We start from the raw sequence: 14,209 nt of genomic DNA, 5'->3' as shown, positions 1-14,209 counted from the left end.
AATGGCGCAAACCATTCAAGTAAAACGCGGCACCCGGGCGGAGCTTGCTGCTTATGGAGTTCTGCATGCGGGCGAGATGGGCTTTTGCACAGATACCAAGGAAGTCTATATTGGTGACGGCACTTCCAATTCCATGGTGGGCCGGGCGATGTCCGGTCCGGAGGCTTCACGTCCGGCAGCCGCTTCTGCGGGGCGGGTATACATTGTAACCAGCGGAACGAACAGCGGCTATTTGTATTTCGACGATGGCGCGGCCTGGCGCCGGATCAATGCGCAGAAGCTGAGCGATCTGACCGGGTCAGTGGATGACGTTGCCGATGGGGCAACCTATGCCAGGGTACTTAAGGCAGACATCACGGCAGGACATGTTAATAAGATCTCCGACGGTACAAATATCAAAACTGCAGCTGAGATTAAAACCCATATCGACGATGCATCTAAGCACCGTGTAATCAATGATGCGGGAACGGCCATTACCGATCTGTGGTCAGCACAAAAAATCAGGAATGAGATCGAGCTGGCCAAGCATAACATCGAGCCGCAGAGTTCAGTGAAGGACCAGAATCTGGCCGTTCCCCCGGCGAGTCCTGCGGAGGGTGACCGTTACATTATTCCTGCGGCAGCAACAGGCGTCTGGGCGGGCAAAACCAATCAAATTGCCGAGTATCAATCTGCGGCATGGGTGTATTATACACCGGCTGTGGGCTGGACGGCTTATGTTGACGACGAGCAGAAAATCTACAGCTGGAACGGCAGCACCTGGGTTCGTACGGGTGGAGCATTACAGACGATTACAGCCGGCAATGGCCTTACCGGGGGCGGACAAGCCGATTCAGTGACACTGAACATTGGTGCAGGCTATGGGATTGGTGTGACCGCCGATGCGATTGCAGTGACCGCCGGCAAAGGGATCACCGTCGATTCGAACGGTGTAGCGGCCAATGTCGATGGAAGCAGCATCGTATACGACACAGCCAATGGCAGCCGGCTGATGGTGGGTGCTATTGACGGCGGCACATTCTAGGGGGCGATGATAATGGCTCTGAAGACTTTAATTCAAATCCGCCGCGGGCAAGAAAGCGCATTGGGAACTCTTGCTGCCGGCGAACTCGGTTTCTGCACCGATACAGGCAAGCTCTACATCGGTACGGGTACTGTCAACAAACTGCTCGTAGCTTCACAAAGCACCGGCGATATGCTGAAAAGCATCTATGACACCAACAACAACGGCAAAGTGGATTACGCACAGGCGGCGGATACCGTACCTTGGTCAGGGGTAGACGGGAAGCCGGCGGTGTATCCGCCAGCGGCCCATACGCATGAGTACATGCCCAAAGGCCCGCTGAGCTGGAATCAGCTTAAAGGGGTGTAACTATGGCCTATAGCGAGAATATCTACGGGACAATAAGCTATTCTTCCAGCCCCACCACACAAGAGGGGCCGGAATTTAACAAGCCTGACCTGATGAAATACCTGCCGGAGTATTATCAGGGTGTACTTGAGATGGAGCAGATCCAGGATAGCCATGCTGCGGAATGTGGACAGCTGGCCTATTCGATAGAGGATTCGGCATTGCAGACGAATGTGGAGTCGGCAACCTGGGGGCTTGCGCGCTGGGAGAAGGTGCTGGCTCTTACCACGGACAGTACGAAATCCTATGCCATCCGCAGGGAAATGATCAAGGCCAAGCTGCGCGGAAGCGGGACGACTACACCGGAGATGATCCGGCGGACGGCGTCCGCTTTTTCCGGAGGGGATGTTCAGGTTGTGGAGGTGCCGGGAGCGTACAGCTTTGAGGCGCGTTTTGTAGGGACGCTGGGCATCCCGGCGAACATGGCGGGGTTAATACAAATCATAGAAGAGATTAAGCCTGCCCATCTGGATTATAAGTTTGTGTACAGCTATACCTGGTGGAATTCGCTGAAGTCACTCACCTGGAATGCAGCGCACGCCAGAACATGGAATGAATTAAGAGTATACGAATAGGAGTGTGAACTATGCAGACTACGGGCAATTTGGGGCTGAAAAAGCCGGATGGCACAGATATAGTCGATATCGCCGATTTGAACGGCAATATGGATGTTTTGGATACTGCCGTTAAAAATGTGCAGGACCATACCGTGGATACGGTAAAGCATATTACAGCGGCGGAACGCACCGCCTGGAACGCTAAGGCTTCCACGGCGGCAGCCACCACCACCGCTGCCGGGCTGATGGCCGCAGCAGATAAGGCGAAGCTGGACGGTGTAGCAGCCGGAGCGAATAAGTATGTACATCCCAATCATACCGGGGATGTGACCAGTACAGGAGATGGCGTTACCGCCATTGCACCGGGGGTTATTGTAAACGCGGATATTAACGCGGCTGCAGCGATCGATGCAAGCAAGATCGGAACCGGCACGGTGTCGAATGTGGAGTTTGGGTATTTGGATGGAGTGACCAGCGGGATACAGGGGCAGCTGAACAGCAAAGCGCCTTTGGCGACAACGCCGCAGCAGACGACGGCGGATATTACCTATTATGTGCGGACGGATGGGAATGATGGCAATAATGGGTTGGCGAATACGGCGGGTGGGGCGTTTAGGACGATAGGGAAGGCTGTTAGCATGATCCCGCAGAACGTTAATCATGCAGTTGTAGTTAATATCGCAGCTGGAACCTATGCGGAGGATGTTGTTTTAAAGGGATTTGGTGGGGGAGGTACACTTGGAATCAATGCCTCAGGGACCGTGAACGTTACTCGCCTGTCGATGCAGGAAAATACAATTCAGGTCACAATTACAGGGATCACGGCTACTACAACGACTACCAATGCAATTGAGTTGATCAGTAATGTATGGACTTGGTTGCAAAACTGTAATGTGACTGCAAGTGCTGGCAGTTATTACGGAGTTATGGTATACGGTGGTGGGGCTGTCATAAGTGGAGGGATGTATTCCAATAAAACAACATCTATATGGGCACGTAGTGGAGCAAATGTATTTGTAGTTGGTGTAAGCGGTAGTGGCAGCGGCTATGGCTACCTAGCGACTGAAGGAGCAAAAATCGGGGGAAGCGTTGGGACAATGAGCGCTACAGCAGCCATAAGCAGCACTCAGACGGGAGGTATAATTGCTTTTGGTGACGGTGTTGTTAACCCATGGGGAGATAATACATCTACTTCTCGATCTTATGTTCAAGCCGCGCATAATGCTTCGCAAACAATTTCAAGTTCTGTGCGAACAAAAATTAATTATGGGCAAGAAGACAAGGACCAACGCGAGGAATATGATGGTATCGGTAGATTCACAGTAAAACAAAGCGGACTCTATCATGTTGATGCATCTTTACTGCTTAATGCTAACGGAAACTTTGAAACCCGTTTATACTATTATGTTAACGGTCAGGCGGGTAGGACGCTTTGTTTCGATCAAGTGGGCTCTCCCGGGGCTTTTATTTTTCTTGGCGGCAGTAAAACTGTACCGTTAAATGCGGGGGATTATTTGGAAATATATATAGAGCAAAAAAAAGGGGTAGACATTATTACTTTAGCAGACCCTACAATATGTTCACTTAATATTGATAGAATCGGATGAGGAGGGATTCAAAATGAATATAGCACAAGCAATCATGCACTTATACCCTCAAGCCGCCCAAACGCAGGATTTCATCGTACAGGATAACGGACCTGAACCCGTCCTGCGGCCCGGAGCCGAAGAAAAAGGCCGTGTCCGCTACGAGATCAAGCCGCCGGAAAAAGGCGAGGAGCCAGTCGAAGGCGTCCATTATCGCTACGGTATCGACTACAACCTACTCACTGAGGGTGAGGATTACGATATCGTAGAGCGTGGACCCTATATCGCCGTCTGGAACCTGGACAAACCCAAGCCCACAGAAGCAGAGCTGCAAGCAGCCTGGAAGGCCTACCAGGAAGCTGAAGCGAACAAGCCGCCGGAGCTGACGGAAGTCGAGCAGCTGCAGAAAGAGAATGTACTGCTGAAGGCGCAAAATAATGCTCTGTCGGAGCGGGCGGATTTCATTGAGGACATTATCGCAGAGATGGCGACGAGGGTTTATCAGTAATAACCAGCCAGTTCTATGTGGCTGAAGGTCAAAATGGGAAGAAGGTGATTTTTAATGACTATGTTTTTTGCACAGCGTGTAATCTTGGGGAAGACCAAGTTCACGGAAGTTCCGGCGACATTGAAAGCTGGCGTAAAAGAAATCCTGGTGGACAGCGGACTTGAGTATTTGACCAAAGAAGAATAGGTAAATGCTGGCGCCCGCTGCGGCGTTTTTATTTTGCCCCCGGGTCCCGGGGGTTTTTGTACATCAATATATAGTGAACTTGAAAAATGAGTAAAAAGGGAAAAGTGGCGGAGGAGAAGTTTGGAACTGGAGGAGCGGTAGCGTCCGCCTTTGTCTGCGGATTTCCACCGCGAGCAGCGGTATAAATTCAAGAAATCTGCAGATGGGCAGCGGCCGGAAGTCCAAACATTCTCCGCAGTTACGACCAGACCTAATATGAAAATCTAACGTCCAATAAGAAAGGGGTGAAACAATGAACAGCAACGACGTAGCGAATTTGGAGAAGATTCTTCCCTTGGCTGATAAATATGGTTTGGCTTATATCGTGGCTCTGATTCTGCTGGTGATTGTTCTGGTGCTTTTGCGCTCGATTGTCAAAGGGAATCTGGTGCCGCGTGAACTGCTCGAGCGGGCTGAAGAAGACCGGGACCGTCTGCAAAATATTTTGGATAAAGAGCGCTCAGATTTCATGGCACCCACGCTTGAAGTACTGCAGAGACTGAAAATTGATCAAGCGTCAAGCGGTGTGAATGTAGTAAATGAAGAAGATCGGGGAGGATAACGTGCTGAGTAGATGGATCAAACGATTATCGCCCCTGCACCGGGAAAAGGAAAGGGAGCTGACCCAAGCCTCGGCCCGGGTAATGTTCTCTATCCTTCGATATAAGGACGTATCCAAAGAGATTCAGGAGGAGATCCAAAATAACGGATTTGCCGAATTTCTAATCTATGATCGGGGTGTCAACAATGGGCGTAATTGATTTTTTGCGGTTAATTGCATATTCGGTATCTTTGATTTGTGCGCTGCTGCTGATAGCTGCGCTTTTTTTGTATTTTCGCAGACGTCTGCGGGCAAAGGCGGTCAGCCTGTTTATGCTGGCAGCTTTTTTCTTTCTGGGTGCCTACACCTTCCAAATGGCAGTCGCTTTGTGGATTCGCTGCACTGCTGTGTCTGGAGCAGACACTGTGCTGGCTTCGCTCAAAACAGAGGCCTGGGCGGTTGCCCAGACCGGAACCACGATTGGGCTGCTCATCCTAACCTTATTGGTGTTCACGAAACGTCAAGATTTGTTCATTGTTCTGCAGGAGGGCAAGAAGGGAGGAGCAAGCCATGCTGACCCTGACACAAATCAAAAATAAGTCCGCTCCCCGCTTAACCGGCCTGCATCCCGTCGTGCTCGCAGCAGCTACTGCGTTAATCGAATGCTGCTACACATGTGGTGTTCCGGTCCAGATTACGCAAGGACTGCGGACAATAGCTGAACAGGATGCGCTCTATGCTCAAGGACGTACGAAGCCGGGGGCGGTTGTTACCAATGCCCGGGGTGGACAGAGCTATCACAATTATGGTCTGGCCATTGATTTTGCATTGCTGCTGCCGAATGGCTCAAGCGTGTCCTGGGACATGGCGCGTGACGGAGACAATGACCGGACAGCGGATTGGCTGGAGGTGGTGCAGCAGGCCAAACGGCTGGGTTTTGAATGGGGTGGAGACTGGACCAGTCTGAAGGATTATCCCCATTTTCAGATGAGCTTCGGATTGACGCTTTCCAAACTGCGGGCGGGAGCACAGCCTTCAGTACAAGCGGTGGAAGCGGCGTATAAGCTAATCAACGGAAGGACTAAGGGGGAACAGAATCTGAATAGTGATGCGGTTACAATAGTAAAAGTGAATGGCGCAAAAATAGCCGATGGCCGTTTGGAGAACGGTGTAACTTATGTGCCGGTACGTGCTGTAGCGGAAGCGCTTGGAGCTTCGGTTGGTTATGATTCGGTTACCCGAACCGTAGAGATTACAAGTGGCCGCTAGAATTAACATTTTTGAACGATAAACGCGAAACGGAAAGGAGTGATTTTCCAGTGATTAACACCGGTATTCTGGATAATGTATTGGCTTTTGCATCGGTATTAGCGGTATTTACGCTTGCCTTGGTGCAATTGGTCAAAAATAATATTAATCTGCCACGCAACGCGGTGCCTTTTATCGGACTTGGGATTGGGCTGCTTATTGGAGCTGCTGCGTATCCTTTTACCGATCTGGGGCTTACGCTCCGGCTATGGTCAGGGGGACTCGCCGGATTATCCGCGACAGGTTTATTTGAATTAGCCTTCAACGATCACCCGGGAACCACCAAAAAATAATACGTGAATTTAATTGACAGCCAGCTCGTTGGAGCTGGCTTTTTTGTGTGTCGGCGTAATATATTATCACATGAAAACTACATAAACCCTTCGCAGATTAGGCAATATAAATTGGAAGAAATACATATTTTTTTTGAGACTGTATATATAGCCGGATTGGTGTATAATCTTAATTGCTGTATCGCTTTACAGCACAATAAAGTTGGAGATTTCCGGGCAGTTTTATTGTATGATATGAGGAAAGCTTTAAATAGACAATGTTAAAAGCATTGATCCGGAAAGAGGATGGGGGGAGCAGCATGACCGAACTTACGACTGCCGTCAGCAAAAGCAACTCTAACAATCTGCTGCGGCGAGACGTACGGTTCCTGGGGAATATTTTGGGCGAAGTCTTGGTTCACCAAGGCGGTAACGAACTGCTGGAGATCGTAGAGAAGATCCGCGAAACCAGCAAATCGCTGCGCTCATTGTTTTTGCCTGAACTGCACAATGAATTCAAGGAGCTAATCAATTCACTTGATCCTGAGAATCGACACCAGGTGATACGGGCGTTCGCAATTTATTTTCAATTGGTGAACATTGCCGAGCAGAATCACCGGATTCGCCGAAAACGCGACTACGAACGTTCAGCCGGGGAGACTGTACAGCCTGGTTCTATCGAAAGCGCGATTCAGGAGCTCCGCGAGCGGGATTTCTCACACGAGGATGTTCATGAAATCATGAACGGCCTGTCTTTGGAGCTGGTCATGACGGCTCACCCTACGGAAGCCATGCGGCGGGCGATCCTTGATATTCATAAGCGTATCTCCGATGATGTGATGGGTCTGGATAACCCTACCCTGACCTTCCGGGAACGCGAACAGCTGCGTGAGAAGCTGCTGAATGAAGTCATTACCTTGTGGCAGACGGATGAGCTGCGTGACCGCAAGCCTACGGTACTGGATGAAGTCCGCAATGGAATGTACTATTTCCATGAGACGATTTTTCAGGTGCTGCCGGATGTGTATCAAGAACTTGAACGATGTCTAAGCAAATATTATCCGGGCCAGAATTGGCATGTTCCAACTTATCTGCGTTTTGGTTCGTGGATCGGGGGGGACCGTGACGGCAACCCTTCAGTAACCGCGGCTGTGACCTTACAGACCCTGCGTTTGCAGCGCAAGCTGGCAATTCGGGAATATCAGCGCATTATGCGCGAACTAATGCAGTATCTGAGCTTTAGTACAAGCATCGTTAAGGTAACGCCGGAGCTGCTGCAATCCATTGAATTGGATCGGGGCATTATTCAACTGGATAAGGCGAAATCCTGGCATAATGATAATGAGCCGTACCGGATTAAGCTTGCCTATATGATCGCGAAGACGCAGAACGTTATGGATGATGAGAAAAAAGGTACGCCTGAGCGCTACGCCTCACCGGAGCAATTTATAGATGATTTGAACGTGATTGACCGCAGCCTGCGCCATCACTATGCCGATTATGTAGCGGATACCTACATTAAGAAATTGATTCGCCAGGTAGAGTTGTTTGGATTCCATACCGCAACTCTTGATGTCCGCCAGCACAGCCAGGAGCATGAAAATGCGATGACCGAGATCCTGGCCAAAATGAATGTTACGCAGGATTATGCCAAGCTGCAGGAGAACGAGAAGATCGAGCTTCTGGAAAAGCTGCTGAATGATCCGCGTCCGCTGACTTCGCCATATCAGACCTACAGCGAAAGCACGGAGGAATGTCTTGCTGTGTACCGTGCCATTTATACGGCTCAAGAGGAGTACGGCAAACAATGTATCACTAGCTACCTCATCAGCATGGCTGAAGCCGCGAGCGATATTCTGGAGGTTATGGTGTTCTCCAAGGAAGTCGGCTTATTCCGCAAAGACAATGATGGTACTGTTGTTTGCACACTTCAGGCTGTGCCGCTGTTCGAAACCATTGACGATCTGCATGATGCACCGCAAATTATGCGGACATTGCTCAACCTGCCGATCTACCGTGATGCGGTTAGGGCGATGAATGACCTGCAGGAGATCATGCTGGGATATTCGGACAGCAACAAGGATGGCGGTGTGGTTACCGCCAACTATGAGCTGCGTGTGGCACTCAAGGAAATTACGGCTACGGCGGATGAATTCGGCATCAAACTGAAATTTTTCCATGGCCGCGGCGGAGCGCTTGGCCGTGGGGGCATGCCGCTGAACCGCAGTATTCTGGCCCAACCGGCCTCGACGATTGGCGGCGGCATTAAGATTACAGAGCAGGGCGAAGTCATCTCCTCCCGGTATTCGATGCAGGGAATCGCCTACCGCAGCTTGGAGCAGGCAACCTCCGCGCTGATTACGGCAGCGATTAATGCCAGATCACCGCAGGCTGATCTGTACGAGCCTAAGTGGGAAGAGATTGTGGCCCGGATTTCTGAAGTATCACTGAACAAATATCAGGACCTGATCTTCCGTGATCCGGATTTCCTGAACTACTTCAAGGAATCGACGCCGCTTCCTGAGGTTGGAGAGCTTAATATCGGGTCGCGTCCTTCCAAACGAAAGAACAGCGACCGTTTTGAAGACCTGCGTGCGATCCCTTGGGTTTTTGCCTGGACACAGAGCCGTTACCTGCTTCCTGCATGGTACGCTGCCGGAACGGGGCTGCAGAGCTTCTACGACGATAAGGAAGAGAACCTGAAGATCATGCAGCATATGTATGAGAAATTCTCGTTCTTCACTACGTTAATTGATACTCTGCAAATGGCCATTGCCAAGGCAGATCTGATTATTGCCAAGGAATACGCCGGCATGGGCAAAAATGAGGAGGCGCGTCAGCGTATCTTCGGACAGATCGAAGCAGAATTCAAGCTGACCTCCGAGCTGATTCTCAAAATCACCGGACAACAGGATATTCTGGATAACGTTCCTGTCATCCAGGAATCCATTCGCTTGCGGAATCCTTACGTTGATCCGCTCAGCTATCTGCAGGTGCAGCTCTTGTCTGAGCTTAGAGCCCTGCGTGAAGCCGAGGGCGATGACGCCGAGCTTCTGCGCGAGGTGCTGCTTACGATCAACGGCATTGCCGCCGGACTGCGAAATACCGGCTGATATTATAGTGAACTTGGAAGCTGGCCCGGCCGCTTCCCAATCCCCGTCCGGCCTCTCTATGGAGGCCGGACGGGGATTTTTTGTGAATAAACGGGTACCGTCCTTTTAGAGGAAGGTGAAGCCGGTTCTGCTTGTTTATACCGATTGAACATGAAGTTTATATACTATATATCGTATAATCATAGAGAAATTGCTGTATGATTGCACTTTCTGCAACAGATGACTCAGTCTCCGGCAACAAATCGCATTCTGCTGTATTTCCTGCAATAGATTTCGGGATTTTGAGGAAAATGCACCTTCCCCCGGGGATTCTGCTGTACAATGTGCAATTGATTCAGTTTTTAGGCAGATTTAGGAGGCATCTGCTGCAGAAAGTACAATAGAATACACCCGGACCTTAACTTGAATGAGATTCGAAGTGGTATCGGTGTTTAGATAGGCCGGGAACTATATGGGAGGGAAGCTGCAAGGATCAAGCAGCTTCCTTCCCTTTACCTGCCCATTGTTGCCGATATGGGTTTTGGGCAGAGCAATAGGCATTTGAACTTCCGCAGATGAAGTGATGGAGAGGAAATTTGGAATTGGAGGAGCGGAGCGTTCGCCTTTATTGTCAGATTTCAACCGCTGCTTGCGGCTTCAATCAGGAAATCTGACAATAACAGCGGCCGGAAATCCAAATGTTCCTCGGAGCCGCGATGAATCTGCGGATTTTCCTGAATGCCATAGCGTTAGCCCAATATATATAGAAGGTAACAATACAATCCTTGATTTTTGCACAAACTTGAATTACGATTTAAGAGCTTGTACCGTGGACAATCAAGAGATGAACGACCAAGGGCGGCAAGTCTGGGGGAGTTAACAGGTGGAGAATTTGGAAGGCAGATTGACAAAGCTCGCCTTGAAGGGCGACCAAAGGGCATTTGCCGAGCTTGTGGAACTATATAAAGACAAAATATATCATTTGGCATACCGGATGCTGAACAACCGCCATGAGGCAGAGGATATTGTTCAGGAAACGTTTTTGCGCGTGTACCGGAATTTGGACCGTTATGATGACAAACAGAAATTTTCAACCTGGATCTACCGCATCGGCACGAACCTGTGTATTGACAGACTCCGCAAGCGGCGGCCGACGTATTCATTGGATGCCGAGATGAACGACCAGGAGGGGATTGACGGCTATTCTATGATCCCCAGCAATAATGTGACCCCGGAAACGGAACTGCTGCTCTCCGAGACGCAGAGTCTGATCTATGAGGCCATTGACAGCCTGCCTGTGAAATACAGGTCGGTGATGATTTTGCGGTATCTGCAGGATTTATCTCTTCAGGAGATTAGCGACGTCATGGATATGCCTGTAACAACGATTAAGACCCGCGTGCACCGCGGACGTGAATTTTTACGTAAAAAATTAGGCCCCAAAATGTAAAATAGATTATTTTTTATGAAACGCCTGACGGGCAGCGACGTATGTAAGTTAAGCAAGTCTTATGCGCTCTGCCCCTTTGCCATGTAATAATTAAATAGCACTCATGAAAGGATTGGCTCCTATGGAATGCAAACTGGCCGTCTCTATGATGCACGACTACCTGGATGACGACTTGCCCGAACTGCAGCAGAGGGAATTGAAGGAGCATCTTCTATCCTGTACAGATTGCCGTGCCAAGTTCAAAGAATTGGAACAGACCGATATGCTGATGTTTTCCCTGATGCACCAGAATCCTGTGGCTTCTGAGGATCTTGTAGGCCGGATTATGAATTCATTACCGCATGTCAAGAAGGAACGGGCTTTTGTTACCTGGATCAAGCGGCATCCTGCACTTACAGCGGCGTCCGTATTTATTCTCGTAATGCTGATGAGCTCCGTTACTTTTTGGAATCAGGATCGGCAGCTTGTTGTCAGGGGAAGCGACCTGGAACAGGTTGTCATCAAGGGTGATACGGTTATCGTACCTTCCGGCAAAACAATATCCGGTGATCTAACGGTGGAGAATGGTAAAACTCAGGTGTATGGTGAAGTGAACGGCAATGTGACTGTGATCGACGGTTCCTTGTATCAGGCTTCAACAGCTCATATCTCCGGGCAAGTCAAAAGCATAGACCAAGCGGTAAGTTGGCTCTGGTATAAAGTGACGAACATGTTCTCTGAAGTTGCCTACCGTTAATAACATTTGGTCGCTTTTAGCAGAAATATCATTTGCGCCTCTTTTTCCGGAAAGATGGCGCTTTTTTGCTGCCTGGAAATAACATGGTATGAATCCCTGCGCGTCTAAACTTGCAACCTGGGCTGGAACGTTATAACCTAGATATGTTGCAGAACTTACAGACATTTTACATAAACCCAGCTAATATGAAATATGACGGGGGTTTTGGCATGAGTTATTTTTCGGACATGACATGGAAAGATTCCATTAAAGATATAGTCGATATTCTGATCGTCAGCTATATTATCTACAAAGTGCTCAATATGGTGCGCGGGACCCGGGCGGTTCAGCTCCTCAAGGGGATTCTGGTCCTGGTTGTGATCTGGGCACTGAGCACTCTGCTTGATTTGTATACCCTGAAATGGCTGATGAACCAGATTTTTACCTTCGGGATCTTTGCGATATTTATCATCTTTCAGCCCGAACTACGAAGGGGGCTGGAGCAGCTTGGCCGGGGCAAGTTTTTTGGACGGGCTGCCGAGAATGATGAAGAGATCAGCAAGCTGATCGGTGAAGTAATTAAAGCTGTGAATTATTTAGCCCAGCGAAAAATAGGCGCGTTAATTGTCTTCGAAAGAGCTACCGGGCTTAACGAATATACCGAATCCGGTATTCCTATGCGCTCTGTGGTCAGCTCCGAGCTGCTGATTAATATTTTTATTCCGAATACGCCGCTGCATGACGGTGCGCTGATTATGCAGGAAGGGCAGATCGCCGCTGCTGCCTGCTATTTGCCGCTGTCGGAGAATCCGTTTATCAGCAAGGAACTGGGGACACGCCACCGTGCCGCAATCGGGATTAGTGAAGTGGCCGACTCTGTTTCCGTTGTAGTCTCGGAAGAGACTGGACAGATTTCGCTGGCGATTAACGGGCAGATCGTGCGCGATATTAAGGAAGAGTCCTTAATCTCCAAGCTGTATGAGGAACTGCGTGCCACTTCATCGCTCAAGGAGAAGAGCTCCGCTTTCTGGAAACGGAAGGGGGATAAGAACAATGGATAAGTGGATGAAGAACAATAACTTTAATAAAATTCTCGCCCTTGCCCTTGCGATTATCCTGTGGACCATCGTCCATGTAGATACTGCACCTACCAGCCAGACCACGGTCAACAAGGAGTCCAAAATCATCGAAAATGTCAAGATAGAGGTCAAAGGATTCGATGAGGACAAATATGTAATCACGTCCCAGGACGCCGTAAGCGTCAGACTCGAGGTCCTGGGCAAAAAATCGGATCTCACCTATAAGTTTTCGGATGCCTATAAAGTGTGGATTGATTTAAGCAACATTCAACCGGGGGATACCACACTGCCGCTTCATTATTCACTTCCGAGCGGAGTGACGCTGCAGCATATCGATCCCAATGAAGTAAATGTCCATGTGGAACTGCGGAATACCAAGTCTTTTCCTGTATCCGTTGTTACTAAAGGGAAGCCGGCGGCGGGTTATCAGGTGGGTGCTCCAGTCATAGAACCAGCCGTGGAGGCGCAGGTTACGCTGGCTGCAAGTGAGCTTAGCAAGGTGTCCAAGGTGCAGGGAACCATTGAGCTGGATGGTGAAAGCGAGACAATTAAGGGCAAGAGGCTGAAGTTGTACGCGGTTGACAGCAGCGGCGAAGTGATTAAGGATGCGGTCATCGAGCCGTCCTCTATTGCTGTGGATCTGCCGGTCACTATGCCATTCAAAAGCCTGCCGCTTGACATCAGCTTCGCCGGTCAGCTTCCAGGAGCGTTGGCCTTGTCCCGGGTGTCGCCCGAACAGGACACGGTAACGGTATATGGAACCGAAGAGTCCTTAGCCGGTTTATCCTCCTACGAAGCCACGCTGAATTTAGGCACAATAGATTCCGCAGGTACCAAGGAGCTGAAGCTGGAGCTGCCTGCTCCGGAAGGTACGGTAAAGATTGAACCTGCAGTCTTGAATGTTTCTGTAGTGACCTCGAAGGTAGCCGAGAAGACCATCGACAATATCCCCATTAAGCTGGAGGGGGTAGACAACGGGCTTACCGCTCAGATCACAGATCCGGCCAGCAAAGCTGTTACCCTGACAGTATCCGGAGCCCCGGCTTTGCTGAATCAGCTGGACAAGAATAATATTAGTGTGGTGGCGGATGTGGTTGGCCTCACGGCTGGAAATCATGCTGTAACCCTGCATGTCTCGCTGCCCAGGTTCATTACTCTTGCGAATGCGTCGCAACGGCTGACGGCAACGGTAGAACTGCTGGCTCCGGCAACGCCAGAAGCTACGGAGACACCGGATAACAGCAATGCAGCAGTGACCCCTGAGCCAAGTACGGAGCCGGCCATCGTTGAAGAGAGTCCGACAGCACCTGCACAGAGTCCAGATGCCGGGGAACCCACAGCCACGCCAACCCCTTCCGACGTAGTACCGGAGAACGGCGCTAGTTCAGGTGCTCTCAACGGAGTTGGCAACAATGTAAGCAGTACGGATGGAACGTAACTTTTTGAGCCAGTCGACGTCTAACCT

The 14,209-nt window shown here is 50.0% G+C and carries 16 protein-coding genes; all 16 read left to right on the top strand.

All coding sequences use genetic code 11. The annotated features are described in order from the left end of the window. The first annotated feature begins 1 nt into the window (after position 1). The 16 genes from BLQ82_RS24805 to BLQ82_RS24730 all read left to right on the top strand — a co-directional run bounded on the left by BLQ82_RS24805 (position 2) and on the right by BLQ82_RS24730 (position 14,182). A complete protein-coding gene (locus BLQ82_RS24805) occupies positions 2–1,024 on the top strand; it encodes a DUF2793 domain-containing protein (RefSeq protein ID WP_062522772.1) in 1,023 nt (340 codons plus the stop codon). A gap of 12 nt (positions 1,025–1,036) precedes the next feature. Beyond that, positions 1,037–1,372, top strand: coding sequence for a hyaluronate lyase N-terminal domain-containing protein (locus tag BLQ82_RS24800; protein WP_074648612.1), 336 nt, complete (start codon positions 1,037–1,039; stop codon positions 1,370–1,372). A 2-nt stretch (positions 1,373–1,374) separates the two neighbouring features. Further along, positions 1,375–1,986 (top strand): YmfQ family protein, encoded by a 612-nt coding sequence (locus BLQ82_RS24795; RefSeq protein ID WP_062522773.1) that lies wholly within the window; start codon positions 1,375–1,377, stop codon positions 1,984–1,986. An 11-nt stretch (positions 1,987–1,997) separates the two neighbouring features. Then, entirely contained in the window at positions 1,998–3,575 is a 1,578-nt protein-coding gene (locus tag BLQ82_RS24790) for a hypothetical protein (protein WP_062522775.1), read from the top strand. A 13-nt stretch (positions 3,576–3,588) separates the two neighbouring features. Continuing rightward, positions 3,589–4,062 (top strand): XkdW family protein, encoded by a 474-nt coding sequence (locus BLQ82_RS24785; RefSeq protein WP_062522777.1) that lies wholly within the window; start codon positions 3,589–3,591, stop codon positions 4,060–4,062. Between the two features lie 54 nt (positions 4,063–4,116). Beyond that, positions 4,117–4,248, top strand: a complete 132-nt coding sequence (locus tag BLQ82_RS33000) for a hypothetical protein (protein ID WP_280117269.1) — start codon at positions 4,117–4,119, stop codon at positions 4,246–4,248. A gap of 292 nt (positions 4,249–4,540) precedes the next feature. Beyond that, the gene (locus tag BLQ82_RS24780; protein ID WP_062522779.1) at positions 4,541–4,849 is read left to right on the top strand and encodes a hypothetical protein; all 309 of its coding nucleotides are present in this window, start codon (positions 4,541–4,543) and stop codon (positions 4,847–4,849) included. A gap of 1 nt (position 4,850) precedes the next feature. Then, the gene (locus tag BLQ82_RS24775; RefSeq protein WP_020426193.1) at positions 4,851–5,048 is read left to right on the top strand and encodes a hypothetical protein; all 198 of its coding nucleotides are present in this window, start codon (positions 4,851–4,853) and stop codon (positions 5,046–5,048) included. Further along, on the top strand, positions 5,035–5,427 hold the full coding sequence (locus BLQ82_RS24770) for a hypothetical protein (protein WP_074648610.1): 393 nt from the start codon (positions 5,035–5,037) through the stop codon (positions 5,425–5,427). Before BLQ82_RS24775 ends, BLQ82_RS24770 begins: the two co-directional genes overlap by 14 nt. Continuing rightward, positions 5,399–6,097: a M15 family metallopeptidase gene (locus BLQ82_RS24765; protein WP_062522781.1), complete on the top strand. Its 699-nt coding sequence runs from the start codon at positions 5,399–5,401 to the stop codon at positions 6,095–6,097. Before BLQ82_RS24770 ends, BLQ82_RS24765 begins: the two co-directional genes overlap by 29 nt. A gap of 68 nt (positions 6,098–6,165) precedes the next feature. Beyond that, positions 6,166–6,429, top strand: a complete 264-nt coding sequence (locus BLQ82_RS24760) for a holin (protein ID WP_062522939.1) — start codon at positions 6,166–6,168, stop codon at positions 6,427–6,429. Between the two features lie 299 nt (positions 6,430–6,728). After that, on the top strand, positions 6,729–9,521 hold the full coding sequence (gene ppc, locus BLQ82_RS24755) for a phosphoenolpyruvate carboxylase (protein WP_062522783.1): 2,793 nt from the start codon (positions 6,729–6,731) through the stop codon (positions 9,519–9,521). 862 nt (positions 9,522–10,383) lie between these two features. Continuing rightward, positions 10,384–10,950: an RNA polymerase sigma factor SigW gene (sigW, locus tag BLQ82_RS24745; protein WP_062522787.1), complete on the top strand. Its 567-nt coding sequence runs from the start codon at positions 10,384–10,386 to the stop codon at positions 10,948–10,950. A 121-nt stretch (positions 10,951–11,071) separates the two neighbouring features. Then, positions 11,072–11,686 (top strand): zf-HC2 domain-containing protein, encoded by a 615-nt coding sequence (locus tag BLQ82_RS24740; protein ID WP_025703544.1) that lies wholly within the window; start codon positions 11,072–11,074, stop codon positions 11,684–11,686. Between the two features lie 209 nt (positions 11,687–11,895). Further along, positions 11,896–12,726 (top strand): diadenylate cyclase CdaA, encoded by an 831-nt coding sequence (gene cdaA / locus BLQ82_RS24735; protein WP_025703543.1) that lies wholly within the window; start codon positions 11,896–11,898, stop codon positions 12,724–12,726. Continuing rightward, on the top strand, positions 12,719–14,182 hold the full coding sequence (locus BLQ82_RS24730; protein ID WP_062522789.1) for a CdaR family protein: 1,464 nt from the start codon (positions 12,719–12,721) through the stop codon (positions 14,180–14,182). Before cdaA ends, BLQ82_RS24730 begins: the two co-directional genes overlap by 8 nt. Positions 14,183–14,209 lie beyond the last annotated feature (27 nt).

Origin of the sequence: Paenibacillus jilunlii (genome assembly GCF_900102965.1) — a bacterium.
Classification (GTDB): domain Bacteria; phylum Bacillota; class Bacilli; order Paenibacillales; family Paenibacillaceae; genus Paenibacillus_AQ; species Paenibacillus_AQ jilunlii.
The sequence above is the reverse complement of the archived record's forward strand: the minus strand, read 5'-3'. Positions and strand labels throughout refer to the sequence as shown.